This window comes from Streptomyces sp. NPDC058459, from assembly GCF_042721685.1.
Lineage (GTDB): Bacteria > Actinomycetota > Actinomycetes > Streptomycetales > Streptomycetaceae > Streptomyces.
In genome coordinates this window covers 1-25771 of record NZ_JBHXLV010000081.1, presented here as the reverse complement: position 1 = coordinate 25771, position 25771 = coordinate 1, and the positions used below count along the sequence as shown (strand labels likewise).

The following is a 25771-nucleotide window of genomic DNA, read 5'->3' as shown; positions in this document are numbered from 1 at the left end:
GGCCCTTTGCACCAGCCCGACCGGGGGTCGCCCGCACGGAGCAGCGGCGGGGGGCCGGACCCCGGCCCGCCGTCCGCGGGGGCCTGGAGACCGGTCCAGTTCCACCTCGTCGCTCCCCGACCTCATCCGAGGGGGTACGTCCTTCCGTGGTGACCAGCACAAAGCGCCACCAGCCCGACCGGCGCACCTATGTTCTCGACACCAGCGTCCTGCTGGCCGATCCCAAAGCCATGACCCGGTTCGAGGAGCACGAGGTAGTGCTCCCGATCGTCGTGGTCACCGAGCTGGAGGCCAAGCGGCACCATCCCGAGCTCGGCTACTTCGCCCGTCAGGCCCTGCGCCTGCTGGACGACTACCGGGTGCGGTACGGCCGGCTCGACGCTCCCATCCCGATGGGGGAACTCGGCGGGACCGTCCGTGTCGAGCTCAACCACTCGGACCCCAGCGTGCTGCCCAGCGGCTACCGCCTGGGGGACAACGACTCCCGCATCCTCGCGGTGGCCCGGAATCTCCAGGCCGAGGGGTTCGACGTCACGGTCGTGTCGAAGGACCTGCCGCTCAGGATCAAAGCGTCCTCGGTCGGTCTGCTGGCCGAGGAGTACCGCGCCGAACTCGCCATCACGGACTCCTCCGGCTGGACCGGCATGTCCGAACTGACGCTCCCCGGTGAACAGGTGGACATCCTCTTCGAGGAAGGCCATGTGTTCGTGCCCGAGGCGTCCGAGCTGCCCGTGCACACCGGACTGACCATCCAGTCCGAGCGCGGCAAGGCACTCGGCCGCGTCACCCCGGAGGGCAGCGTCCGGCTGGTGCGCGGTGACCGGGAGGCGTTCGGCATCAAGGGCCGCAGCGCCGAGCAGCGCATCGCGCTCGACCTGCTGCTCGATCCGGACGTCGGCATCCTCTCCATGGGTGGCCGCGCCGGCACCGGCAAGTCGGCGCTGGCGCTCTGCGCGGGCCTGGAGGCGGTCCTGGAACGCCGTCAGCACCAGAAGGTGATGGTCTTCCGGCCGCTGTACGCGGTCGGCGGGCAGGAACTGGGCTATCTGCCGGGCAGCGAGGCGGAGAAGATGGGCCCCTGGGCCCAGGCCGTCTTCGACACGCTCTCGGCGGTCACCAACCGGGAGGTCATCGAGGAGATCACGGCGCGCGGGATGCTGGAGGTCCTCCCGCTCACCCACATCCGCGGCCGCTCGCTGCACGACGCCTTCGTGATCGTGGACGAGGCGCAGTCGCTGGAGCGCAACGTGCTGCTGACGGTGCTCTCCCGGATCGGCGCCAACTCGCGGGTGGTGCTCACCCATGACGTGGCGCAGCGGGACAACCTGCGTGTCGGCCGCTACGACGGCGTGGTGGCCGTCGTGGAGAAGCTGAAGGGACATCCGCTCTTCGCGCACGTCACGCTGAACCGGTCCGAAAGGTCCCAGATCGCGGCACTGGTGACCGAAATGCTGGAGGACGGCCACATCTGACCTGTTCTCTGACAACCACAGGCGCCGCCCGGCGAAGCCGAAGAGCTTAGCCGGGCGGCGTCTGCGTGCGCGGGTATTTCCTGAATCCCCTTGGGCCAAACGAGGTGTGAGCTTTCACACGCAACCCGGAATTGCCACTCGTCGCCGGGTTACGGCAGAGTCTCAGTCCTGTCAGGCCCCGCATACGACACACCTGTACCCCGAGGCACGTTCCAGCCCCCCGGCAGGCGCGATCCACGGAGCAAGTCGCCAACTCCATAGCGTCGTCGTATGCCGCCCGAGCATCACGCGGTGCTCCCCGTGCGGGAGTCGCCCACCGGGCCCGTGTCTCCTGTGACCCTTCAGTTGGGAGGCCAGTGTCGGGGGCACGATCGCGTCCGCCACGGTCACCGAAGCGGGCGATGCTGGAAGGAAACCGTGTGAGCCGGATTTCGGTCCGGGGATTCGCAGTGGCGTCGGCCACCGCGGTCACCGCCGTGGGAAGCGTCGTCGGGGTTGCCTCGGGCAGCGTCGCGCAGAACAACGACGCCGAGCCTGCGGCCGCCGACACCACGCTCCTCGCTGAGCTCCCCGCCGATCAGCAGGCGCAGGTGCAGACCGCGTCCCTGACGCAGCAGGCCGACGCGCAGGCCATCGCGGCCGACGCGAGCGCCAAGAAGGACGCCGAAGCAGCGGCCCGCAAGGCCGCCGCCGAGACGGCCATCGCCAAGAAGAAGGACGCCGAGAAGGCGGCCGAGCTGGCGAAGGAGCGTGCCGAGACCAAGGCCGCCGCCGCCGCCAGCCGCAGCGACATCCGCGACGTCTCCAGCTTCGCCCCGCAGAGCAGCTACTCCGTCGCCCAGCTCCAGGCCATGGCCCGTCAGATGGTGGGCGCCGGCCAGTTCCAGTGCTTCAGCAACATCGTGGACCACGAGTCGAGCTGGAACTACCGCGCGGTCAACGCCTCCTCCGGCGCCTACGGCCTCTTCCAGGCCCTGCCCGGCTCCAAGATGTCCTCGGTGGGCGCCGACTGGCAGACCAACCCGGCGACCCAGATCAAGTGGGGCCTCAACTACATGGACAGCCGCTACGGCAGCCCGTGCGAGGCATGGACCTTCTGGCAGGCCAACCACTGGTACTGAGCGACTTCCCGACGCTCGTCCGCGCGCAGCCCCTCCCCCTACCCGGGTGAGGGGCTTTCGCGCGGTACGGTCGTACTCGGACAACTCCCCCTTCGTGACGAGGTTCGTGACAAGGCGCGGCGGAGTGGGTCCGGGACGCGGGGGAAGGGTAGGCAACATGACGCGAATGCCAGGATGGCTCGGCCGGCTAGGTGCCGGTCTGACCGAGATGAGTGAGCGCCTGGACGAGCGCCGGGCCGAGGTCCGGAAGGAGCACGCCGGACCGGAAGGCCCCCCCGACGCGGTGGCCGTTCCCGCGCCCCGGCCCGCACCGCTCACCCCGCGCCCCGACCCCGCGCACGCCGTGCCGTGGGGTGTGCGGGTGGCGGCCGAGGCGGGCTGGCGGCTGCTGGTCCTGGCCGGCACGGTCTGGGTGCTGATGCGGGTCATCAGCGCGGTCCAGCTCGTGGTGTTCGCGTTCGTGGTCGCCCTGCTGGTCACCGCGCTGCTCCAGCCGACCGTGGCCCGGCTGATGCGTCATGGCATGCCGCGCGGTCCGTCGACGGCGCTGACCGCCATATCGGGCTTCGTGGTCATCGCGCTGCTGGGCTGGTTCGTGACCTGGCAGGTCATGGAGAACATCGACACCCTCTCCAGCCAGATCCAGAACGGCATCGACGATCTGCGCAACTGGCTGCTGAAGAGCCCGTTCCATGTCACCGACAAGCAGATCAACCAGATCGCCAAGAACCTCCGCGAGGCCGTCGGAGCCAACACCGACCAGATAACGTCCGCCGGTCTGGAGGGAGTCCAGGTCGTCGTCGAGGCACTGACCGGCATCCTGCTGGTCTTCTTCTCGACGCTCTTCCTACTCTACGACGGCAAGCGGATCTGGGACTGGTTCCTGAAGCTGGTCCCCGCCGCCGCCCGTCCGGGTGTGGCCGGTGCCGGTCCGCGTGCCTGGGCCACCCTGACCGCGTATGTGCGCGGCACGGTGCTGGTCGCGTTGATCGACGCCATATTCATCGGTATCGGCATCTACTTCCTCGATGTGCCGATGGCGGTGCCGCTGGCGGTCTTCATCTTCCTGTTCTCGTTCATCCCGCTGGTCGGCGCGGTCGCCTCCGGCGCGCTGGCGATCGTCGTCGCGCTGGTGACGCAGGGCGTGTTCACCGCCCTGATGACCCTGGTCGTGGTGCTCGCCGTCCAGCAGATCGAGGGCCATATCCTCCAGCCGTTCATCCTGGGCCGGGCGGTGCGGGTCCATCCGCTCGCGGTGGTCCTCACGGTCGCGGCCGGCGGCATGGTGGCCGGCATCGGCGGCGCGGTGGTGGCCGTACCGCTGGTGGCGGTGACGAACACGGTGGTGGGGTACCTGCGGCAGTACTCGGCGGAGCAGCACTACCCGGCTCCGGGTGCGGAGGACTCAGCCGGTCCGGCGCCCGTAAACGAGGCCGTCGGGGCTGCCGAGGCCGTCGGGGCCGACGAGGCCGACGAGGGGCCCGGGGACATCGCCGCCGACGACGCCCGCGAAACCACCGAAGGCCCCGCTCACCAGGTGTGAGCGGGGCCCTCGGGCGCGGGGCTACTCGGCGAGGACAGCCTCGGCGTCCAGCGTGACGCCGACCGCCAGGACCACGGAGGCGATCTTGAACGCCTCCTGGATCACGTCGCGCTCGACACCGGCCTTGCGGAGCACCTGTTCGTGCGAGTCGAGGCACAGACCGCAGCCGTTGATCGCGGAGACCGCGAAGGACCACAGCTCGAAGTCGACCTTGTCGACGCCGGGGTTGCCGATGACGTTCATCCGCAGGCCCGCGCGCAGGGTGCCGTACTCGTGGTCCGACAGCAGGTGGCGGGTGCGGTAGAAGACGTTGTTCATCGCCATGATGGCGGCGGCGGACTTGGCCGCCGTGTACGCCTCGGGCGACAGGTTCGCCTTCGCGTCCGGCTCCAGTTCACGCAGCACGATGGGGGAGCGTGAGGCGATCGCGGTCGCCAGCACGGTGCCCCAGAGCTGCTGGGCGGGGAGGCCGGAGTTGCCGATGACCGAACCCAGGTTGAGCTTCAGGTCCTTGGCGTAGTCCGGGACGCGGGACTTCAGCGAGTCGAGGGACATGGGTCACTCACCCGCCAGCAGCGCGACCGGGTCGAGGGTGTCCTCGCCCTTGCTCCAGTTGCACGGGCACAGCTCGTCCGTCTGGAGGGCGTCGAGGACCCGCAGGACCTCCTTGGGGTTACGGCCGACGGAGCCGGCGGTCACCATGGTGAACTGGATCTCGTTGTTCTGGTCGACGATGAAGACGGCACGCTTGGCGAAGCCGTCCTCGCCCTCGATGCCCAGATCGCGCATCAGCTCGTGCCTGGAGTCCGCCATCATGGGGAACGGCAGGTCGGTCAGGTCCGGGTGGTCCTTGCGCCAGGCGTGGTGGACGAACTCGGAGTCGCCGGAGAAGCCGAGGATCTGCGCGTCACGGTCGGCGAACTCGTCGTTCAGCTTGCCGAAGGCGGCGATCTCGGTCGGGCACACGAAGGTGAAGTCCTTGGGCCACGCGAAGACGATCTTCCACTTGCCCTCGTAGGTCTTGTGGTCGATCGTCTCGAACTCCTTGCCCTTCTCCAGCGAGACGCAGGCGGTCAGTTCGAACTCGGGGAACTTGTCACCGACAGTGAGCACGTGCTCTCCTTGCAGCGCGGGGACATCCCAGCTTGCGGGATGTCTCCCATGGGTTGGACTGGGCTGATGGTGGCACAGGGTCAATTGATTAGTGAAATAGCTACAATCGGTCCGGTTGATCGGAGGTGGCTATCAGTGACCATCAGTGGTGGCAGGCGGAAGCAGCCGACCCTGGCGCAGTTGCGGGCCTTCACGGCGGTCGCCGAGCACCTGCACTTCCGGGACGCGGCCGCCGCCATCGGGATGAGCCAGCCCGCGCTGTCCGGGGCGGTCGCCGCGCTGGAGGAGACGCTCGGCGTGGCCCTGGTGGAGCGTACGACCCGCAAGGTGCTGCTCTCCTCCGCCGGGGAGCGGCTCGCGGTGCGGGCGAAGGCGGTGCTGGCCGAGGTGGGGGCGCTGCTGGAGGAGGCGGAGGCGGTCCGGGCGCCCTTCACCGGGGTGCTGCGGCTCGGCGCCATCCCGACCGTCGCCCCCTATCTGCTGCCGACCGTGCTGCGGCTGGTGCACGACCGCTATCCGCAGCTCGACCTCCAGGTGCACGAGGAGCAGACCGCCGGCCTGCTGGACGGGCTGCACTCCGGACGGCTCGACCTGCTGTTGCTCGCGGTGCCCCTCGGTGTGCCCGGGGTGGCCGAACTCCCGCTGTTCGACGAGGACTTCGTGCTCGTCACACCGCTGGACCATGAAGTCGGCCGCCGCACCGGCATCCCGCGCGACGCGCTGCGCGAGCTGAACCTGCTGCTGCTGGACGAGGGACACTGCCTGCGCGACCAGGCCCTGGAGATCTGCCGGGAGGCCGGCCGGGAGTTCCGGGGCGGGGGCGCGGCCCCGGTCACCACGACCGCCGCCGGTCTGTCCACCCTGGTCCAGCTGGTCGCGGGCGGCCTCGGCTGCACCCTGCTGCCGCGCACCGCGATACAGCTGGAGGCGACCCGGGGCGGCAAGGTCCTCACCAGCTCCTTCGCCCACCCGGCCCCGAGCCGCCGGATCGCCCTCGCCATGCGCACGGCCGCGGCCCGCTCCGCCGAGTACGAGGAGCTGGCCGCGGCCCTGCGCGAGGCGATGCGCCCGCTGCCCGTACGGATCACGGGCGGGGCGGACCGAGACGCTACTCGGTACGCAGCCCGTCGGGGCGGGTCATGCGGAGCAGCGGCGGCAGGGTGAACAGGGTGACCGCGAGGACGACGCCCGCACCGACGCCGGTCAGCGTCAGCACGTCGGGCCAGACCACGGTCACCTCGGCCGCCGACATCTTCAGCAGCACCGCGCCCAGGAGCACGCCCACCACCGAGGCCAGCAGCAGGCCCAGCGCGATCGGCAGGGCCGACTGCCACAGCACCGACAGGCCGAGCGTGCGGCGCCGGGTGCCCAGCGCGACCAGCGCCGACAGCAGTCTGCGCCGGTCGCGCAACTGCTCCAGCTGGGAGACCAGGAGGCTGGCCCCGATCAGCACCAGCACACAGGAGGCGCCGATCAGCATGCCGGTGCGCAGGGAGGTGTACCGGAAGGACGTCTCGGTCGGCGTCACCGCCGTGATGTACGCGAGCGGGTCGACCCGCGCGACGGTGTTCCGCACGTACTCCTGGACGTCCGGCAGCGCCTGGTCCATCCGTACGAAGACCTGGCCCGACAGCGCCGGTTCGGCCGCCTTCGGGAAGGCGGCCGGGGTGACCAGCAGGCCGTTGGCGCGGGACATCAGGGAGTCCTCGCGGGCCGTGACCCAGCGCAGGTGCTTCGGCACCGCGACCGGCACCGAGAGCCCCTTGACGTCGGCGTAGGCGGGGTCGATGTAGGCGTCGTGACCGGGGCGCAGTACGGCGTCACGCGAGGTGCGGTCGAACCCGCTGCGGTACTCCGGGCTGCTCAGGGCGAAGGTGTCGCCGTCACGGCAGGACGGCAGGTGGGCCAGTTCGCGCAGCGAGGCGCAGTCGCCCACCACGATGTCGAGCGAGGCGTCCGCGTCGCGCGGCTTCTCCCCGAGCGTGGCGGTGGCCAGGCCCACCGAGGCTCGCACCCCCCGGGTCCGGGCGACCGAGGCGGCGGCCGGACCGACCTGGCCGCGGTCGGAGAGGGCGATCTCCAGCTGCGCGCGGGACGGGTCCTGCCCGGTGTCCCGCACGTACGCGCCCTGCACGCCCGCGAACAGCATCTGGAGCGCGATCGCGCCGGCCACCGCGACCGCGACGCCGTTGACCGTGCGGGCCGCCGTACCGCTGCTCAACTGGAGTCTCCGCACCGCCAGTTGCCAGGACAGCGGGCCCGGGTCGAGCCGGGCGACGGCGCGTTCCACCAGCCAGGGCAGCAGGGCGGTGATGCCGACCAGCAGCAGCAGCACACCGGCGGTGACGAGGTACTGGTTGAAGTCGCCGTTCGAACGGCCCTGGCCGAGCATCGGGTAGAGCAGCGCCAGCCCGGCCAGCGGCAGCAGCAGCCGCCACCACAGCCGGCGCCGGGCGGGCACGGCGGTGCGCACCACGCCGAGCGGCTCGATGACCACCCCGCGCATGGCCAGCAGCGTCACCAGCACCGCGCACGCCGGGACCGCGAGCGCGACCAGCAGGACGAGCAGGGGAGAGGGGTCGAGGTAGGCGGGGTAGAAGCTCTCGCCCATGGCCGTCACCGACCCGGCGAGCTGCCGTCCGGCCAGGAAGAGTCCGGCGCCGATGACCAGCCCGATCAGGGAGCCGGCCAGTGCCTCGCCCGCCGCGATCCGCCGGGTGGTCCGGCTGTCGGCGCCCACCAGCCGGAGCGCGGCCAGCCTGCGGTCGCGCCGCTCGCCGCCGAAGCGCACGGCGGCGGCGATGAACACCGCGACCGGCATCAGCAGCACCACGAACACCACCAGCACCATCATCAGCAGCACCGGATCGGCCTCCTCGGACCGCGGCTGCGGGTCGCCGAACGAGCGCAGCCGCACGACCCGGGCCCCGGCGCCTCCGACCCGCATGCCCTCGGCACCCGCCACGTAGACGAGTTCGCGCGGGCCGATCAGCCCCTTCGAGCCGATGGTCCCGGTGATCCGGTACGGCAGCCGTGCGCGCAACTGCTTCGCGTCGCCGGAGGCGAGCAGCGTGCCCAGCGCGGGGGAGACGAGCATCTCGCCCTTGGCCGGGAAGTGGTCGACGCCCGGCGGCAGCGGGGCCTTCGGGCCCTCGGGTTCGAGGAGGCGGCCCCGGATCGACGCGGCCCGCCACCAGGTGTCGGTGGCCGCCAGCAGCAGGGTGTCGTCGCCCCTGGGCAGCGGGGTCGCGGTGAACGTGAAGTCCGACCGGCGCTCCTCGACCGCGTGGCGCGCGGAGATCACACCGGGCAGCGCGGTGGTGAGCAGCAGCAACGCCACGCCCATGCCGACGCCGACCGCGGTCAGCGCCGTACGTATCCACCCCTCGCGCCCCCCGGTCACGGCGAACCGGGCTCCCATCCCCAGGTCGCGGGCGTACTGCCGTACGGTCATGCGCTGTGCTCCATGTCCCGTGACCGGCCGTCGCGGACGACGATCTCGCGGTCGGAATAGGCCGCGACCCGGGCCTCGTGGGTGACGAGGACGACGGCCGCGCCGGTCGAGCGGGCGGCGTCGGTGAGCAGTTCCATCACGCGCTCGCCGTTCAGCGAGTCCAGCGCGCCGGTCGGCTCGTCGGCGAACAGCATCCGGGGCCCGGTGACCAGCGCCCGCGCCACCGCGACCCGCTGGCCTTGGCCGCCGGAGACCTCACCGGGCCGCTTGCGCGCGAGGCCGTCCACCTCGAGACGCTCCATCCAGGTCAGCGCGGCCCGTTCGGCCTCCTTCCGGCCGGTGCCGTTCAGCCGAAGCGGCAGCGCCACGTTCTCCACGCAGGTCAGCTCCGGTACGAGCTGGCCGAACTGGAAGACGAAGCCGAACTCCCCGCGCCTGAGGGCGCTGCGCTCGGTGTCGCTCATCGTGGTCAGCTCGCGTCCGGCGTAGGTGATCGAGCCCGAGTCGGGCCGGACGATCCCGGCGAGGCAGTGCAGCAGGGTGGACTTGCCGGAGCCGGAGGGGCCCATCACGGCGACGACCTCGCCGGGGTGGACGGAGAAGGCGGCGCCGTCGAGGGCGTCGGTGGCCCCGTAGGACTTGCGCAGGTCGTGGGCGACGAGCAGGGAGCCGTCGGGCGGGGTCATGCGACCACCTCCGTGCGAAGTTTGTCGAGGCGTGCCGCGGTCAGTTCCAGCCATCTGAGGTCGGCCTCCAGATGGAACAGGGCGTGGTCGCAGATGAGCTGGTCGGCCAGGTCGCCCCTGCGCTTGCGGTCGGTGAGCACGCGCATGGTGCGCAGGTGCTCGGAGCGCTGGGTGTCGAGGACCTCGGCGGCGTCGCGGTGGGTCAGCAGGGCCAGTACGACCTTGGTGTACAGGGTCGAGCGGAGGTAGTCCTCCGGCTTCTCCGGGCTGGCGAGCCAGCGCTCGACGTCCGTGATGCCGGCGTCGGTGATGGCGTAGCGCTTCCGGTCGGGCCCGTCGCCCGCCTCGATCCCGTCGACCTCCACGAGGCCGTTCTTGAGCAGCCGGGACATGGTCGCGTAGACCTGCCCGTAGTGCAGCGGCCGGTCGTGGCCGAAGGTGTCGTCGAAGGCCCGCTTGAGGTCGTAGCCGTGCCGCGGGCCGGACTCAAGGAGTCCGAGAAGGGTGTGACCGATGGACATGCCGAGCACTCTACATGCCGTGTATACCCCGTGTGCATAACGGGGTTCGGAGGCCAGAATTCCGTTTTTTCGGGTATTCCCGCAGGCAACCCCCAGCTCTTCCTGCCCGTCGGTTCCTTTGGGGGTCGGTACTGGTGGGTGCTGGTGGGTGCTCATTCTCACGTCCGTAAAAGAGTGGATCGGACGCTCTTTGTCACATAGACGGGTGTTAGCTTTCGGAGCTGACCCCGAGACGGAAGCGGAGCCAAGGGAGCCATGGGACGAGCGGACGAGAGACGAGCGCGACAGCGCGGCGGCCACCGCGCGGCACCCGCACGCCGTTCACCAGCCCCGGCCCCCGCTGTCTCCGGCGACGCCGGCGGCAGGCCCGCCAAGGGCCGAATACGCCGGCTCTTCACCTGGAAGAAGATCCTCGGCACGGTCTTCGCCCTGTGCCTGCTCTGCATGGGCGCCCTGGCCGCGCTGTACATGTCGGTCGACGTGCCCGCGGGCAACGTGGCCGCCCAGCGGCAGAGCAACGTCTACAAGTACAGCGACGGCACCGTCCTCGCCCGCGACGGCAAGGTCAACCGCGAGATAGTCGACCTCTCCAAGGTGCCCCGCAAGGTCCAGCTGACCTTCGTCGCCGCGGAGAACAAGTCCTTCTACACCGACCCCGGCGTCGACCTGAAGGGCACCACGCGCGGCATCCTCAACACCCTCGCGGGGCGCGGCAAGCAGGGCGGCTCGACCATCACCCAGCAGTACGTCAAGAACTACTACCTGAGCCAGGACCAGACCGTCTCCCGCAAGCTCAAGGAGATGGTCATCTCGCTGAAGGTGGAGCGCGAGAAGTCCAAGGACGACATCCTCGCCGGCTACATCAACACCAGCTACTACGGCCGCGGCGCCTACGGGATCCAGGCCGCCGCCCAGGCGTACTACCGGGTCGACGCGCAGAACCTCACGCTCGAACAGGGCGCCTACCTCGCCGCTCTCCTCCAGGCGCCCAGCCAGTACGACTGGTCCACCGCCACGCCGACCGGCAAGCGGCTCGTCAGCGACCGCTGGAACTACGTCCTGGACAACATGGTCAAGGAGCGCTGGCTCGACCGGGGCAAGCGCGCCGCCATGAAGTTCCCGGTGCCCAAGGAGCCCAAGGGCGCCCCCGGCATGGAGGGCCAGAAGGGCTACCTGGTCTCGCTGGCCAACACCGAGCTGCAGAGGCAGCTGATGAAGCAGGAGGGCATCTCCCGCTCGGAGGCCGAGGCCAAGGTCGAGGGCCAGGGCTGGACCATCACCCTCAACGTCGACCGCAAGAAGCAGGCCGCGCTGGAGAAATCGGTGAAGACCCGGCTCACCAGCGAACTCGATCCCAGGCGCCGCCCCGTCGACGCCGACGTCCAGGCCGGCGCGGTCTCCGTCGACCCGAAGACCGGCCGGATCGTCGCCCTCTACGGCGGCAAGGACTACTACAGCTACTGGGTCGACAACGCCACCCGCCGCGACTACCAGCCCGCCTCCACCTTCAAGCCGGTCATCCTCGCTGCCGCGCTGGAGCACGGCGCCACCACCCAGAGCGGCAAGCTCATCGGCGCGAACACCGTCTACGACGGCACCAGTGGCCGCCAGGTCCGCGACCACGGCTCCCGGGCCGGCTTCGCCCCGCCCAACGAGGACGACGCGGACTACGGCCCCATCAGCGTCCAGACGGCCATGAACAAGTCCGTCAACTCCGTGTTCGCGCAGCTGGGCGTGGATGTCGGCATGGACAAGGTGATGGACACCGCGAAGCGGCTCGGCATGGACACCGAGGGCATGCAGGCGGTCCCCGCGCAGACCCTCGGGTCCATGGGCGCCAGCCCGCTGGAGATGGCGGGCATCTACGCCACGCTCGACAACCACGGCCGCAAGGTCACCCCGGGCATCATCAAGTCGGCCGAGCGGCAGGGCCGTTCGGTCCAGCTGCCGAACCCGGTCGGCGAGCGGGTGCTCGACCGCACCACCGCCGACACGGTGACCTCCGTACTCACCGGCGTCGTCGACGACGGCACCGCCCGGCAGTCCGTGGCGGACAACCCGCTGCGGGCCGGGCAGCAGGTGGCGGGCAAGACCGGCACCTCCGACTGCGACCGCTCGGCCTGGTTCACCGGCTACACCCCCGATCTCGTCACCTCCGTCGGCCTGTTCGGCGAGGCGCACAAGGCCGGCCGCACCGGCTGCGAGGGCGAGAAGGTCAAGAAGTTCGCCCATGTCTCGCTCAAGGGCGCCATGGGCGGTGGCCGCGTCAACGGCGGCGGCCCCCCGGCCCGGATCTGGGCGGCCTACACCTTCGGCGTGACCGGGCGGGCCGAGTTCGACCTCGACACCACCCAGGGTGCCGCCGTCGCCCCGCCCCCGCCGCCGACCCCCAGCGAGACGCCGTCCCAGACGCCGTCGCAGACCCCGAGCAGCGAACCGCCCACCCCCGCCGCCCCGTCCAAGACGCCCACCCAGACCCCGAGCGACACCCCGTCCCCGACGGCGCCCACCCAGACCCCGACCCAGACGCCCACCACGGAGCCGCCCACCGGCGGTACCACCACCACGCGCACCCCGTCCGACCCCGGCCAGCAGGACGGCGACGACCAGTAGCACGCGAAGGGCGCCCGGCCGTAGCCGGGCGCCCGTCGTGTCGTACCGGACGGGGGATCAGCCCCCGTGCAGCTCGAACCAGACGACCTTGCCGACGCTCAGCCTGGTCGCGCCCCAGCGCCGGGCCAGCTTGTTGACGAGGTACAGGCCGCGGCCGCCCTCGTCGGTGGCTCTGGCCTGGCACAGCCGGGGGAGCTGCGGCACGTCGTCACCGACCTCGCAGCGCAGCACGTCGGTGCGCAGCAGCCGCATCGTCACCGGGCGCGTGGTGTAGCGCACCGCGTTGGTGACCACCTCGCTGACCAGCAGCTCCACCGAGTCCGTGAGGTTCTCCAGACCCCAGTCGGCCAGTGCCACGCGGGCCAGCCGGCGGGCCTTGCCCGGCGCCGCGTCCTCGGCGTCCAGCGACCAGTACCGCACGTCGTCGGCCGCGATCCCGTCGAACCGGGCCGCGAGCAGCGCGATGTCGTCGTCCCGGTCGCCGGGGCCGAGCATGTCCAGCACCTCGTCGCACAGCGCCTCCAGCGGCGGCGGATGGCCTGGGCCGGTCAGCTGCGCGGTCGCGGTCAGCCGCTCCCGCAACTGCTCTATGCCGGTCCACACGTCCCGGAGGCGGGACTCCACCAGGCCGTCCGTGTACAGCAGCAGCGTGGCCCCGGCGGGCGCGTCCAGCTCGACCGCCTCGAAGTCCACCCCGCCCACGCCGATCGGCGCGCCCGGCGGCACCCGCAGCACCTCTGCGGTGCCGCCCAGGTGCAGCAGCACCGGCGGCGGATGCCCGGCGTTGGCGATGGTGATGCGGTGCGCGACGGGGTCGTAGACCGCGTACATGCAGGTCGCCATGCGGTCCGTGCCCAGCCGCTGGGCCTGCTCGTCCAGGTGGTGCAGCACCTCCTGAGGAGGCAGGTCGAGACCGGCCAGGGTCTGCGCGGTCGTGCGCAGCTGGCCCATGATCGCCGCCGAGGTCATGGAGTGGCCCATCACATCGCCGACCACCAGCGCCACCCGGCTGCCCGGCAGCGGGATCGCGTCGTACCAGTCGCCGCCCACCCGCGCCGTCTCCGCCGCGGGCAGATAGCGCGAGGCCAGCCGCACCCCGGTGGGATGCGGCAGGGTCTCGGGGAGCATGGTGCGCTGCAGCTCGTCGGCGATGTACGCCTCCCGGCCGTACAGCACCGCCTTGTCGATGCCGAGCGCGCTGTGCGTGGCGAGCTGCGCCGCCACCAGCAGGTCCTCCGCCTCGAACGCCAGCCGGTCCGGGCGGCGCAGGAACACCGCCGCGCCGATCACCCGGCGCCGCCCGCGCAGCGGCGCGAGGATCGCCCGCTGACCGGACGGTACGGCCGCCTCGCCGTCCTCACCGAGCAGCTCGGGCAGCGCGGCCCGTGCCGCGGGGGTGTCCGCGAACACCGGGCGCACCCCGCGCAGCACCTCGTTCAGCGCGCCACCCGCACGCACCTCGCACAGCTCGGCGGTCAGCGCGGCCGGTCCCGAGAACGCGGCCAGCGCCGACGGGTCGGCCTCCGGCTCCGGGAACGGCGGCGGCAGCAGCAGACCCTCGGTCTCCCGCTCGTCCGGAATCCGGTCGGTACGGCGCAGCCGCAGCACGACCGGCCCGGTGGGCCGCTCGTCACCGACCGGCAGCGGGTCGCGCAGATAGACCAGGATCGCGTCCGAGAAGGTGGGCACCGTGGCGCGGCACAGGCCCATCACGATCTCGTCCAGATCGAGCCCGCGCGCGATGCGCCGGGTCGCCGCGCCGACGAACCGCAGCCGGTCCCCGTCGCGCCGCATGGGCATCGGCCGGCCCGGCGGCCCACCGCGCCCGGTACGCCGGTCCGGGCCGCCCGGGGCGCGCGCCTGCTCGGCGCCCGGCTGGGCGGGAATGGACTCCGGCGCCGGCCTCGGACGGTGCTCCCCCACGCTGGACTTCGCGCGCGCGGGAGGTTCCCCCATCGGCTCGGCGGCGGCCGGCTGCGAGTGCTCAGGGCCGTTGACTGGGCGCTCCTTCTTCTTGTTCTTCCCCGTGCCCGCGCCGCCCCGCGCCTGTGCCGGGGCACCCAGCAGCGCGCCGAGCGCGGTGGGGTCGACGCCCGGCTGGGGGCGTCCGCAGGGGGAGGTGGGCTGCTCCGTCACGCGTGTCGAATCCGTCCGTCCGGGGCTGCGCGCCGGGCGCGCAGGAGATGCCGCCGAAGTCCCGATACCCGGATCACGTGCCCCGGGAACGGAATTCCCGCGTGGTGAGGGGCAGTTTCCGCCGCCGGGCTGAACCTCGCGACGACCGCGCCGCCGTTGCTCTCGTACCCCTCGCCCACGTGCTGCCGCCCCTCGGTGACATGTGATCAGACTCTGCGCGGATTCTGGCAGTTGTACCTCGGTGCCCTTGCGGAGGACGATCCTACGGTTGTGGTCCGGGGGCGCATCAAGGGTCTCATGAGGACACGTGCGCGGGCGTACGGTCCCAGTCCTCGGGAAGCGCGGGCACCGACCACGACGGATCGGGCCGCCAGTGCTGCCAGCCGTCGGAGAACGGCGGACCCCACGCCTCGATCGTCCCGACCGCCCGCCGCCCCGCCTCCCGGACCCGCTCGGCGGTCTCCGCGTCCATCAGGCCGTCCCGCAGCGCCTGAGCGAACTCGTCCTCGTCCCGCCAGTGCCAGGTGCGGTCCGGGTGGACGGAGATGTCCAGGAAGTGGTCCTCGGAGTCGACCCCGCCCGCCCAACGGGCCAGCGGCTGCTCCAGGTTGACGTACCAGTTCTTGAAGCGCCAGCCCGGTTCCCAGAACAGCCACACCGACCACGGCTCGCCGGGCCGGGCCAGCTTCAGCACCCCGGTGCCGAACCAGCGGTCCCGCCGCACCACGCGCGGCTTGGTGTAGCGGGACTCCAGCGGCTCCAGATGTACGGGTGTGCCGTCGGCCAGCACCGGTTTCACGCACTCGGTGCCGGGAGCCAGCCACACCGCGAGCAGTTCGGCGTCGTCCCGGACGACGGTGACGGGGCGCGCGATGTGGAACGCGACGCCCGCGTTCTCCCGGTACCGCCACAGGATCGGGGTGCCGGGCGTCCAGTACGCCGCAGGGGCCGCTTCCGCTCGTCTCACCGCTTCGTCGTCCGTCATGGACAGATATTAGGTGCCGGAAGCACCCGGTGCTGCGGTGCGCGTCACCCTCACGGACAGGTGGCGGGAAATCGGCGGAGCTGTTCGCGGACCGTCACGGGCGCGTCATCCGCAGGACATCCAGCGCCTCGTCCAACTGCTCCAGAGTGAGGTCGCCGCGCTCCACATAACCGTCCTCCAGCACCACCTGACGGATCGTCCTCCGCTCCGCGAGCGACTTCTTGGCGATCCGGGCGGCCTCCTCGTAGCCCACATAGCGGTTGAGCGGGGTCACGACCGAGGGGGAGGACTCGGCGTACTCGCGGGCGCGTTCCCGGTCGGCGGTGATGCCGTCGATGGTGCGGTCGGCCAGCAGGCGGGAGGCGTTGGCCAGCAGCCGCACCGACTCCAGCACGTTCCGTGCCATCACCGGGAGCATCACGTTCAGCTCGAAGTTCCCGGCGGCGCCGGCCGTGGCGATGGTGGCGTCATTGCCGATGACCTGCGCCGCGACCATCAGCACCGCCTCCGGTACGACCGGGTTGACCTTGCCCGGCATGATCGAGGAGCCCGGCTGGAGGTCGGGCAGCCGGATCTCGGCCAGGCCGGTGCGCGGGCCGGAGGACATCCAGCGCAGATCGTTGGCGATCTTCGTGAGGCCCACCGCGACGGTCCGCAGCTGGCCGCTGGTCTCCACGATCCCGTCCCGCGCGCCCTGCGCCTCGAAGTGGTCGCGGGCCTCGGTGAAGGGCAGCCCGGTCACCCGCGCCACCTCCTCGATCACCGCCGCCGAGAAGCCGGGCGGGGTGTTGATCCCGGTGCCCACCGCCGTTCCGCCGAGGGGGAGTTCGGCCAGCCGGGGCAGCGCGGAACGCAGCCGCTCCACGCCGTACGTCACCTGCGCCGCATAGCCGCCGAACTCCTGGCCCAGGGTCACGGGAGTCGCGTCCATCAGATGGGTGCGCCCCGCCTTCACCACGTCCGCGAACTCCTCCGCCTTGCGGGTGAGGGCGGCGGCCAGGTGTTCCAGCGCGGGGATCAGGTCGTGTACGACCGCCGCGGTGGCCGCGACGTGGATCGAGGAGGGGAAGACGTCGTTGGACGACTGGGAGGCGTTGACCTGGTCGTTGGGGTGCACGTCCCGGCCCAGCCGCTCGCCGGCGAGGGTGGCGATCACCTCGTTGGCGTTCATGTTGGAGGAGGTGCCGGAGCCGGTCTGGAAGACGTCCACCGGGAAGTGGTCGTCCCAGGTGCCGTCCGCCACCTCCCCGGCGGCCGCCCGGATCGCGTCGGCCACGTCCGGGTCCAGCACGCCCAGGTCGGCGTTCACCTTCGCTGCCGCCCCCTTGATGCGGGCCAGCGCCTCGATGTGCGCGCGCTCCAGCCGCCGGCCGGAGACGGGGAAGTTCTCGACGGCGCGCTGGGTCTGCGCGCGCCACTTGGCGTGGGCGGGGACACGGACCTCGCCCATGGAGTCATGCTCGATGCGGTACTCGTCGGTCATGCCCCCTACAGCGAACGGGAGCGCCGTGATGTTCCTGAGCGGGGCCGGACGGGGTCGTCGCTAGTGCACGGAGAAGCCGCCGTCCACGAAGAGGGACTGGCCGGTGACGTACCCCGAGGCGCGGCTCGCCAGGAAGACGGCGGCGCCCGCGAAGTCCTCGGCGAGGCCGTTGCGTCCCACCATGGTCCGCGCGGCCAGCGCCGCCACCTTCTCCGGGTCGGACGACAGCCGCGCGTTGAGCGGCGTCATCACGAAGCCCGGCACCAGCGTGTTGGCGGTGACACCGTACGGCGACCACTCCTCGGCCTGGGAGCGCGCGAGCGACTCCAGCGCGCCCTTGGACACCCCGTACGCCCCCGAGCGGACGAAGGCGCGGTGCGCCTGCTGGGAGGAGATGTGGATGATCCGCCCGAAGCCCCGCCCGGCCATGCCGGGCCCGAACCGCCGGCTGAGCAGGTGCGGCGCGGTGAGGTTCACGCCGAGGGTCAGGTCCCACTCCTCGTCGCTCAACTCGCTGAAGGGCGGCCGCACATTGACCCCGGCGCAGTTGACGAGGATGTCGGGCTCCCCGAACACCCCGGCCGCCTCCTCTGCGGCGGCCCGGACCCCCTCACGGGTGCTCAGGTCGCCGCTCACCCACCCGGCACGGCAGCCGAGTTCGGCCAGCTGGGCGCAGGTCGCCGCCAGCGCTTCCCCGCCCCGGGCCACGACCACCACCGAGGCGCCGGCCCGCGCCAGCGCCTCGGCGATCCCGCGCCCGATCCCGGAGCTGCCCCCGGTCACGACGGCGACCCGGCCGTCCAGCGAGAACAGCCCGGAGAGATAAGCCTCAGAAGTCATGCGGGCACCCTAGGGTGCCGCTCCGGCCGGCCCCCCGCGCGGGTCCTCAGGCGAGGCCCGGCCCCCGGACCGGGATGAAGGTGAACGTCGGCGCGGGCGCCGGGACCTGGAAGAAGTCGTTCGTCTTGTTCAGCTCGCGTGGACGCACGCACTATCCCGCCAGTCGAGGAAGCCGGAAGCGTCCGATGACTCCACTCGAAGAGATCATGGCAACTTCAAGGCCTCCGACCCTTGTCAGTGCATCCCTCCCGGCTCGAACTGCTGTGGTTGCCGATGGCTCCGTCTCTCGCCGTCGATCCGCTCGACGAGAGCCTTTCGAGCCTCGGGCTTGCGCGCCATCGCTTCTAAGAAGCACGGAAGCGTGATCACCCAGCCTCTCTACCGGTCGAGGGCCTGAAAGCGCGCGCAGCGCGATTGAACGGCGCTTGACTCACCACTGAAGGGCGGGCGTCTTCCCGGCCGCGCACTCGGGGCAACGAAAGCGTTCCTTTCCCCTGCACGCCCAGCAGCCCCCGAAGCCCGCACAGTGCGAGCACCACACTTCCCGGTGTCCGAAGCATGTAGCGCAGAGATCTGCGAGTCGCTGCCACACCTCGCCGAAGGTGAGCGGGCCGGGGTCGACGGGCCGTCTTCCTGCCCGAGGCTTATTCCTTGGCCTTTCAGGGGCCACGGTCACGGCTTGGCCCCGTGGGAGCACCGCCGGACGTTTCGCGCCGCCTCGAACCGCGCGCTAGCGTCGCCGCTCTTCACGGCCTGGTCGAGCTTCGCCATTTCGTCCGCGCACCGCGCGCAACCGGGCTGGGGCCGAGCTTCGTATAGCCAACTGTCTAGGGGGAGGTCGACAGGCTCGCCGGGGTAAGTCTTCCGCGCGGTCATACAGCCACCCCCCACACCGTAGCGACAGGCCGCCGCCCCTTGCCGGCCGAGCGGTGAGGCTTGCCAATCTCTCGGTTAGCCCATGCCACCGCTTGGGGCACACAGGCTCTACGGGCCGATTCGCGCGACTCGGCGAGAGCGGCGCATGTCATGCACCCCTCTACACCGACCGGCTCTGGGCCGGGATTCCTCGCCGGTCCGGATTGGGATTCAGCGTGCGGCTTGTGTTCCAGCATCGATCGCCCCTCGGCTCCATGTCTGTCAGGTCATGGTGCCAATGAGGGCGCGAGGCTACCCGCTTTATTTGCGTTGTCGGGTAAATACCACGGACCACTCGGCCAAGAGGGCTCGGCAGTCGTCGCCGAATAGCGCGTATCGCTCGTAGGTTTCGAAGTCTTTGAGATAGGCTGTGACGTCTCTGTGGTCGCGCAGTACCAGGGCTCCGGTGCCGGTCTCCACGGTGGCCAGGCGGCGGTCATAGAGCGTGAATGTGTTCAGCGGCCTCTCTGGAATGTGCCCGCCCAAGGGGATCACCCCTAGGCGTACGTTCGGGAGGCGGGAGACGGATGCAAGCCGGTCGAGTTGCATAGCCATGGCCATGGGGGGCAATAGAGGCCATCTGACCGCTTGTTCGGTGAGAACGAAGGTAAACGACTTCGAGTCGCTGTAAAGAACCTGTTGCCGCTCTAGCTTCTTCGCAATGGTCTTCGACTGGTCGCCGGGAACGTCGGCGATGCTCGCGCGCACGTATTCGGGTGTGGCGAGAAGTCCAGTGATCATAGAGAGCAGGAAGAAGCGGAACTCCGTCGAGACTGCTTCGAGCCTCGCTAGCTCGTTCTGCTTCTTGTCCAAGCCTCGGCGACGAGACGACCAGTGGTCTTGCCACTCCGTGTTTGCCGACCTGGCCAACGATAGTATTTCGGCTGCCAGGGGGCCATCAGCCCCGAGGGCTTCCAGAATCAGTTCAACGTCGACAAGCGAGGGCGTGAGCTTACCGCCCTCGATGTTGCTTACCTTGGTCTGAGACATGCTGCAGCGGCGAGCGAGCCAGGTTTGTGTCCTTCCGGCTCGCTTGCGCTGGCCTCTCAGGGCTTCCGCTAGGTCGGACCTTGATTGACCTAGCCTCTCGGGCTCAAAGGTCAATGCCCTTCACGTACTCCTCAAGAGGCACCGACCCGGCTACCGCGATCCGCTGGTATTCGATGAACGGGACAACGTCCCCTTCGTAGACTTCACGGCTGATCTGTCGTCCGTCCGGATGGTAATTCATGAGCACCACTTCGGTGCGGTCGAACATCCAGAAGTCCTGAACGCCGGCCAGAGGGTTATCCCGGTCGGTCACGTCGAGGATGCGGATGCGTTCGCCCGCCAACGCGTGGGGGGCGTAGTACTGCGCGAACTCGAATTGCAGGTAGTCCGATAGTGGCCGCGTCACGATGTGCACGCGGCCCTGAGTGCGCCCCTCAGCCGCCTGTCGGCGTAGCCGGTCGGTGTACTCATTCGATACGGCTTGGGGATCGATTCGGGCCCCCGCCTTGAAAGCCTGGAACTCTTCTTCTTCCTGCGGCATGAGGTATTGGGGCAGGGTCTCAAGCCTCCACGCTTCCCGCTGGAAGCCCTCGAAGCGTGCCGCCCATTCCTCACCAGCCAAGAACACGAACGGCCTCCCTCAGCACGTCTTCGGGGATCTCTACAATCCCTTCACCCTCGGGCGGCGTGAACGCCTGGGAAAGGTCGCCCTGTACGACGAAAGAGCCGTCGGCGGTGCGGTAGACGTTCGGGCAGTCGTCCTTCCCACAGGTGCCGTTTCCATTGCCGGTCAGTCGGGTCAGTTCCTCGCGCGCCATGCCGAAACCCCCTTGTGGCTGGCCCCTGTTGGGGCGTGGCGCCTACGACGGTACGAGGGGCCGACAGGCCCGTCTACGCGGCAACGCCAATATTCGCGTGGTCGGGTAAACCGTGGCCTCGGCGGGGCTCTGGGTAACCCGGTGCGGGCCCGTCTGGCCCACGGGCAACAACAGAGCCCCCGACGTGTGCCGAGGGCTCTGTGAGGCTGTCCGGGGGTGACTCAGGCGAGGCCAGGGCCCCGCACCGGGATGCTGGTGAACGTGGGCTGTTCAGGTTCCCGCGAAGTGAAGAAGTCGTTGCCCTTGTCGTCCACCACGACGAAGGCCGGGAAGTCCTCGACCTCGATCTTCCAGACCGCCTCCATGCCCAGCTCCTCGTACTCCAGGACCTCGACCTTCTTGATGCAGTCCTGGGCGAGGCGGGCGGCCGGGCCGCCGATGGAGCCGAGGTAGAAGCCGCCGTGCGCGTCGCAGGCGTCGGTGACCTGCTTGCTGCGGTTGCCCTTGGCCAGCATCACCTTGGAGCCGCCGGCCGCCTGGAACTGCTCCACGTAGGAGTCCATGCGCCCGGCGGTGGTCGGGCCGAAGGAACCGGAGGCGTAGCCCTCGGGGGTCTTGGCCGGGCCCGCGTAGTACACCGGGTGGTCCTTCAGGTACTGCGGCATGTCCTCGCCCGCGTCCAGCCGCTCCTTGATCTTGGCGTGCGCGATGTCGCGGGCCACGACCAGCGGGCCGGTCAGCGAGAGACGGCTCTTGACCGGGTACTTGGTCAGCTCGGCGAGGATGTCGTCCATCGGCTGGTTGAGGTCGATCTTCACGACGTCGGAGGACTCGTCGAGGTGCTCGTCCGTCGTCTCCGGCAGGAAGCGCGCCGGGTCCGTCTCCAGCTGCTCCAGGAACACGCCCTCGGCGGTGATCTTGGCGACGGCCTGGCGGTCGGCCGAGCAGGAGACCGCGATGGCGACCGGGCAGGACGCGCCGTGCCGGGGCAGGCGCACCACGCGCACGTCGTGGCAGAAGTACTTGCCGCCGAACTGCGCGCCGATGCCGATCCTCTGGGTCAGCTCGAAGACCTTCTCCTCCAGTTCCCTGTCCCTGAAGCCGTGGCCGAGCGGCGAGCCCTCGGCCGGGATCTCGTCCAGGTAGTGCGCGGAGGCGTACTTCGCGGTCTTCAGCGCGAACTCGGCGGACGTGCCGCCGACCACGATCGCCAGGTGGTACGGCGGGCAGGCGGCCGTGCCCAGCGAACGGATCTTCTGCTCCAGGAACTTCATCATGGAGGCTTCGTTCAGGACGGCCTTCGTCTCCTGGTACAGGAAGGACTTGTTGGCCGAGCCGCCGCCCTTCGCCATGAAGAGGAACTTGTAGGCGCCGCCGTCGGTCGCGTACAGCTCGATCTGCGCCGGGAGGTTGGAGCCGGTGTTCTTCTCCTCCCACATGGTGAGCGGAGCCATCTGCGAGTAGCGCAGGTTGAGGTTCAGGTACGCGTCGTAGATGCCGCGGCTCAGCGCCGCCTCGTCGCCGCCCTCGGTGAGCACGTTCTGGCCGCGCTTGCCCATGACGATCGCCGTGCCGGTGTCCTGGCACATGGGCAGCACGCCGGCCGCCGCGATGTTCGCGTTCTTCAGCAGGTCCAGGGCGACGAACTTGTCGTTGCCCGACGCCTCCGGGTCGTCGATGATCCGGCGCAGCTGGGCGAGGTGGGCGGGCCGCAGGTAGTGCTGGATGTCGTGGATGGCCTCCTCGGCCAGCTTGCGCAGCGCCTCCGGCTCCACCTTGAGGAACGTCCGCCCGTCGGGCCCTTCGACGGTGGACACGCCCTCGGAGGTCACCAGCCGGTAGGGCGTGGTGTCCTCTCCCTGGGGGAGCAGATCGGTGTACGCGAACTCAGGCATCTCAGCCCATTCCTCACTCGACGGACGGCGCGCGCCGACGCCGGCGAGCCTGTCCAGCGTAGAACCCGGCTCGGACATCGCTCCGGTGAGGTAGGACTCACTTGCCGTCCGGCGGGGCCGGCCGGTAGTTGTCCACAGGGCCTAGTCGCGATCTATCGCGTTTGGGTACGCTGCTGCCGTGGACCTTCAGAAGCACGCCCAGCCCGCGGACACCGCCCCGCCCCCGGCCGACCTGCGCGCCTCGGACGCCGACCGCGACCGGGTCGCCGACATCCTCCGTGACGCCCTGGCCGAAGGCCGGCTCACCGCCGAGGAGCATGCCGAGCGCGTGGAGGGGGTGCTGCACACCAAGACCGTCGGCGCGCTGGACACCTTCATACGCGACCTGCCCGCCGCCCACGCCCGCCCGGCGGCGCCGGCGTACGCCTCCGTCCCGCACCGCCCGCCGCCCGGCTCGCTCCCGGCCGACGCGGACACCAGCGTGGTCGCCGTCTTCAGCAGCGCCGTGCGCCGGGGCCGCTGGCGCGCCGGCCGCCGGGTGCACGCGTTCGCGGTGTTCGGCAGCGTGGAGATAGACCTCAGCGAGGCGGTGTTCGAGTACCAGCAGGTGGTGATCAAGGCGGTCTCGGTCTTCGGGGACGTCCAGATCCGGGTCCCGGAGAACGTGTCGCTGCGCGGCACCGGCGGCAGTGTGCTGGGCAACTTCGAGGTCAGCACGCTGGACTCGGTCCAGTCGGACGCTCCGGTGATCTATGTCGACGGCTGGTCGGTGCTCGGCAATGTGGAGGCGCGGCCCCGGCGCGGCAGGTTCGTGGCGGACATTCTCGACCGGGTCCAGGACAAGCTCGGCAAGGTCGACGGGAAGCTGCGCAAGCACCTCGGTCACTGATGCCGAACAGGCCTTCCCTGGCCGGTCGTTGGGAACGCAGTGCATAGGCGCGCGCACAACGGGTAGGGCTTGCTGCATCGTCTCTCGCTAGCGAATCCGTCGTCAGGAGTAGACCGTGCTGCAACCGCCGCATTCGTCCCTGCAGGTAGCCGCCGTTCCGGCCCAGCGGGGCCCGGCGCGAGACAGGGATCAGGACGCGCCCTGGCACACCGAGGCGGTGTGCCGCCGCGACGAGGCCGGTCTGTTCTTCGCCCCGTCGAAGGAGCCGACCGCCGCCCGGCTGTCCCGGGAGGAGGCGGCGAAGCGGGTGTGCGCCCGCTGTCCGGTGATGATCGAGTGCCGCGAACACGCCCTGCTCCAGCCCGAGCCGTACGGCGTGTGGGGCGGTCTGACCGCCGCCGAGCGCCGCGTGGTGCTGGCCCGTCGGCGCAGGCGCGAGGTGGAACTCCAGAAGACGACGGCGACCCGCATAGCGGGCTGAGCCGAAGCGTTCAGGGGCGCGGGGAACCGCGCGACCAGCCGCGGCGGACCGGCGTTCGCGAAGCCGTCCGCGCCCCCTGATCCGCTACTTCGCCCGCTCGAAGTCGATCGCGCTGTAGGCCCGCAGCTTGCTCAGCCGGTGCTCGGAAGAGATCTTCCGTACGGTCCCCGACTTCGACCGCATCACGATGGACTCGGTGGTGGCGGTCTCGGACCGGTACCGCACTCCTCGCATCAGCTCCCCGTCGGTGATCCCGGTGGCCACGAAGAACACGTTCTCCCCGCTCACCAGATCGTCCGTGGTCAGCACCCGGTCCAGATCGTGGCCGGCGGCGACCGCCCGCTCCCGCTCCTCGTCGTCCTTGGGCCATAGCTTGCCCTGGATCGTGCCGCCCAGGCACTTCACCGCACAGGCCGAGATGATGCCCTCCGGGGTGCCGCCGACGCCGAGCAGCAGGTCGATGCCTGTGCCCTCGCGCAGCGCCAGGATGGAGCCCGCCACATCGCCGTCGGAGATCAGCTTGATCCGCGCGCCGGTGTCCCGGATCTCCTTGATGACCCCTTCGTGCCGGGGCCGGTCCAGGATGACGACCGTCACGTCCTCGGGCGCGGACCGCTTGGCCTTGGCGACCCGGCGGATGTTGACCGACACGGGCGCGTCGATGTCCACGAAGTCGGCGGCCTCGGGCCCGGTGACCAGCTTGTCCATGTAGAACACGGCGGACGGGTCGAACATGGCGCCGCGCTCGGCGGCGGCCAGGACGGCGATCGCGTTCGCCATGCCCTTGGCCGTCAGTGTGGTGCCGTCGATCGGGTCGACGGCGATGTCGACCTCGGGGCCCGTCCCGTCGCCGACCTGCTCCCCGTTGAAGAGCATCGGCGCTTCGTCCTTCTCGCCCTCGCCGATGACGACGACGCCGTTCATCGACACGGTGGAGACGAGGGACCGCATGGCGCGCACCGCGGCACCGTCGGCACCGTTCTTGTCGCCGCGGCCGACCCAGCGGCCCGCGGCCATGGCGGCGGCTTCGGTGACCCGGACCAGTTCCAGGGCGAGATTGCGGTCAGGGGCCTCGGAGGGCACATCGAGTTCGGACGGCAGATGATGATGCTCGGTCATCGGAGCGCACCTTTCTGATACGACGACGGCCGGATGGGTATGGGGTGACTCTATCTCCGGGCTTACAAAATGAGCAGGGGGCCCCACGGATGAGCACGGGGGAGACCTGAGACCATAGGAGACGTGGCAGGTTCGAACGGCAAGCAGAAGACGGTCCGGGACATGATCCTCTCCCTGGCCCTGATCGGTATCGCGGCGGCGGTCATCTACGTCTTCGTCCCGCACGACGACCACGAGCCCGACCTCCCCCGGGTCGACTACACGGTCGAGACGACCACGGCACGCAGGGCCGTGAGCTATCCGGTGGCGGCCCCCGAGGGGCTGCCGGACACCTGGAAGGCGACCTCCGTCCGCTTCCGCGGCGGGGAGTCCGACCGCTGGCATCTCGGTTTCCAGGACCCCGAGGGCCAGTACGTACAGGTCGAGCAGTCGGCCCAGAAGCGCTCCGACTTCATCGAGCAGGCCACCCAGGGCGCCAGGGCGACCGAGGCGACCGAGAAGATCGACGGCCGCACCTGGACCCGCTACACCGGCGGCCGCTACGACGCCCTCGTCCTGGAGGGCACCCCCGGTTCCACCACCGTGGTGTCGGGCACCGCGTCCTTCGACCGCCTGACCACGATGGCGACGGCGCTCAGGATGGCCTAGCGGCTCCCTCTCACGATGCGCGAAGGCCCCCGGAAGCGCATTCCGGGGG

General features: G+C 70.4%; 22 protein-coding genes. 8 read left to right on the top strand and 14 right to left on the bottom strand.

Features of this window, described 5'->3' with window-relative positions; translation table 11 throughout:
- The first annotated feature begins 146 nt into the window (after positions 1 to 146).
- The 3 genes from ACFWN1_RS17175 to ACFWN1_RS17165 all read left to right on the top strand — a co-directional run bounded on the left by ACFWN1_RS17175 (position 147) and on the right by ACFWN1_RS17165 (position 4136).
- Positions 147 to 1472 (top strand): PhoH family protein, encoded by a 1326-nt coding sequence (locus tag ACFWN1_RS17175; protein ID WP_384362630.1) that lies wholly within the window; start codon positions 147 to 149, stop codon positions 1470 to 1472.
- 401 nt (positions 1473 to 1873) lie between these two features.
- A complete protein-coding gene (locus tag ACFWN1_RS17170) occupies positions 1874 to 2593 on the top strand; it encodes a transglycosylase SLT domain-containing protein (RefSeq protein ID WP_384362628.1) in 720 nt (239 codons plus the stop codon).
- Positions 2594 to 2750: 157 nt separating this feature from the next.
- A complete protein-coding gene (locus ACFWN1_RS17165) occupies positions 2751 to 4136 on the top strand; it encodes an AI-2E family transporter (protein ID WP_384362626.1) in 1386 nt (461 codons plus the stop codon).
- A gap of 21 nt (positions 4137 to 4157) precedes the next feature.
- On the opposite strand, the gene ACFWN1_RS17160 is transcribed toward ACFWN1_RS17165, so the two are convergent.
- Both ACFWN1_RS17160 and ACFWN1_RS17155 read right to left on the bottom strand, forming a co-directional pair.
- Positions 4158 to 4691, bottom strand: coding sequence for an alkyl hydroperoxide reductase (locus ACFWN1_RS17160; protein ID WP_384362624.1), 534 nt, complete (start codon positions 4689 to 4691; stop codon positions 4158 to 4160).
- A 3-nt stretch (positions 4692 to 4694) separates the two neighbouring features.
- Positions 4695 to 5249, bottom strand: coding sequence for a peroxiredoxin (locus ACFWN1_RS17155; protein WP_384362622.1), 555 nt, complete (start codon positions 5247 to 5249; stop codon positions 4695 to 4697).
- A gap of 135 nt (positions 5250 to 5384) precedes the next feature.
- Here ACFWN1_RS17155 and ACFWN1_RS17150 point away from each other — a divergent pair, with 135 nt between their 5' ends.
- A complete protein-coding gene (locus ACFWN1_RS17150) occupies positions 5385 to 6413 on the top strand; it encodes a LysR substrate-binding domain-containing protein (RefSeq protein WP_384362621.1) in 1029 nt (342 codons plus the stop codon).
- Here the strand turns inward: ACFWN1_RS17150 and ACFWN1_RS17145 are convergent.
- Genes ACFWN1_RS17145 through ACFWN1_RS17135 form a run of 3 tightly spaced genes read right to left on the bottom strand, consistent with a single transcriptional unit; the run spans position 6358 to position 9910 of the window.
- Positions 6358 to 8703 (bottom strand): ABC transporter permease, encoded by a 2346-nt coding sequence (locus ACFWN1_RS17145; protein WP_384362619.1) that lies wholly within the window; start codon positions 8701 to 8703, stop codon positions 6358 to 6360. The two genes, ACFWN1_RS17150 and ACFWN1_RS17145, sit on opposite strands and share 56 nt — an antisense overlap.
- Entirely contained in the window at positions 8700 to 9389 is a 690-nt protein-coding gene (locus ACFWN1_RS17140; protein WP_384362616.1) for an ABC transporter ATP-binding protein, read from the bottom strand. The genes ACFWN1_RS17145 and ACFWN1_RS17140 overlap by 4 nt, the downstream gene beginning before the upstream one ends.
- Positions 9386 to 9910 carry a PadR family transcriptional regulator gene (locus ACFWN1_RS17135; RefSeq protein WP_384362614.1) on the bottom strand — a complete coding sequence of 175 codons (525 nt, stop codon included), beginning with the start codon at positions 9908 to 9910 and terminating at the stop codon, positions 9386 to 9388. Before ACFWN1_RS17135 ends, ACFWN1_RS17140 begins: the two co-directional genes overlap by 4 nt.
- Positions 9911 to 10165: 255 nt before the next feature.
- Between ACFWN1_RS17135 and ACFWN1_RS17130 the strand changes: the two genes are divergently transcribed.
- A complete protein-coding gene (locus ACFWN1_RS17130) occupies positions 10166 to 12523 on the top strand; it encodes a transglycosylase domain-containing protein (protein WP_384362612.1) in 2358 nt (785 codons plus the stop codon).
- A 57-nt stretch (positions 12524 to 12580) separates the two neighbouring features.
- Here ACFWN1_RS17130 and ACFWN1_RS17125 read toward each other — a convergent pair whose 3' ends face one another.
- The 8 genes from ACFWN1_RS17125 to ACFWN1_RS17090 all read right to left on the bottom strand — a co-directional run bounded on the left by ACFWN1_RS17125 (position 12581) and on the right by ACFWN1_RS17090 (position 22585).
- On the bottom strand, positions 12581 to 14659 hold the full coding sequence (locus tag ACFWN1_RS17125) for a SpoIIE family protein phosphatase (protein ID WP_384362610.1): 2079 nt from the start codon (positions 14657 to 14659) through the stop codon (positions 12581 to 12583).
- Positions 14660 to 14954: 295 nt separating this feature from the next.
- Positions 14955 to 15644: a DUF402 domain-containing protein gene (locus ACFWN1_RS17120; protein ID WP_384362608.1), complete on the bottom strand. Its 690-nt coding sequence runs from the start codon at positions 15642 to 15644 to the stop codon at positions 14955 to 14957.
- 94 nt (positions 15645 to 15738) lie between these two features.
- Positions 15739 to 17127 (bottom strand): class II fumarate hydratase, encoded by a 1389-nt coding sequence (locus tag ACFWN1_RS17115; RefSeq protein ID WP_384362606.1) that lies wholly within the window; start codon positions 17125 to 17127, stop codon positions 15739 to 15741.
- A 60-nt stretch (positions 17128 to 17187) separates the two neighbouring features.
- Positions 17188 to 17967 carry an SDR family NAD(P)-dependent oxidoreductase gene (locus tag ACFWN1_RS17110; protein WP_384362604.1) on the bottom strand — a complete coding sequence of 260 codons (780 nt, stop codon included), beginning with the start codon at positions 17965 to 17967 and terminating at the stop codon, positions 17188 to 17190.
- A gap of 1176 nt (positions 17968 to 19143) precedes the next feature.
- Positions 19144 to 19986: a helix-turn-helix domain-containing protein gene (locus tag ACFWN1_RS17105; protein ID WP_384362602.1), complete on the bottom strand. Its 843-nt coding sequence runs from the start codon at positions 19984 to 19986 to the stop codon at positions 19144 to 19146.
- A complete protein-coding gene (locus tag ACFWN1_RS17100) occupies positions 19976 to 20500 on the bottom strand; it encodes a DUF6879 family protein (protein WP_384362600.1) in 525 nt (174 codons plus the stop codon). The genes ACFWN1_RS17105 and ACFWN1_RS17100 overlap by 11 nt, the downstream gene beginning before the upstream one ends.
- The gene (locus ACFWN1_RS17095; RefSeq protein ID WP_384362598.1) at positions 20484 to 20690 is read right to left on the bottom strand and encodes a hypothetical protein; all 207 of its coding nucleotides are present in this window, start codon (positions 20688 to 20690) and stop codon (positions 20484 to 20486) included. The genes ACFWN1_RS17100 and ACFWN1_RS17095 overlap by 17 nt, the downstream gene beginning before the upstream one ends.
- A 221-nt stretch (positions 20691 to 20911) precedes the next feature.
- Positions 20912 to 22585 carry a fumarate hydratase gene (locus ACFWN1_RS17090; protein ID WP_384362596.1) on the bottom strand — a complete coding sequence of 558 codons (1674 nt, stop codon included), beginning with the start codon at positions 22583 to 22585 and terminating at the stop codon, positions 20912 to 20914.
- Positions 22586 to 22763: 178 nt separating this feature from the next.
- Here ACFWN1_RS17090 and ACFWN1_RS17085 point away from each other — a divergent pair, with 178 nt between their 5' ends.
- Both ACFWN1_RS17085 and ACFWN1_RS17080 read left to right on the top strand, forming a co-directional pair.
- Positions 22764 to 23474, top strand: coding sequence for a DUF1707 domain-containing protein (locus ACFWN1_RS17085; protein ID WP_384362594.1), 711 nt, complete (start codon positions 22764 to 22766; stop codon positions 23472 to 23474).
- A 115-nt stretch (positions 23475 to 23589) separates the two neighbouring features.
- Positions 23590 to 23955: a WhiB family transcriptional regulator gene (locus tag ACFWN1_RS17080; RefSeq protein ID WP_384362592.1), complete on the top strand. Its 366-nt coding sequence runs from the start codon at positions 23590 to 23592 to the stop codon at positions 23953 to 23955.
- An 84-nt stretch (positions 23956 to 24039) separates the two neighbouring features.
- Here ACFWN1_RS17080 and glpX read toward each other — a convergent pair whose 3' ends face one another.
- Positions 24040 to 25074, bottom strand: a complete 1035-nt coding sequence (glpX, locus tag ACFWN1_RS17075) for a class II fructose-bisphosphatase (protein ID WP_384362590.1) — start codon at positions 25072 to 25074, stop codon at positions 24040 to 24042.
- A 123-nt stretch (positions 25075 to 25197) separates the two neighbouring features.
- Here glpX and ACFWN1_RS17070 point away from each other — a divergent pair, with 123 nt between their 5' ends.
- Positions 25198 to 25722, top strand: coding sequence for a DUF4245 domain-containing protein (locus ACFWN1_RS17070; protein WP_384362588.1), 525 nt, complete (start codon positions 25198 to 25200; stop codon positions 25720 to 25722).
- The last annotated feature ends 49 nt before the right edge of the window (positions 25723 to 25771 follow it).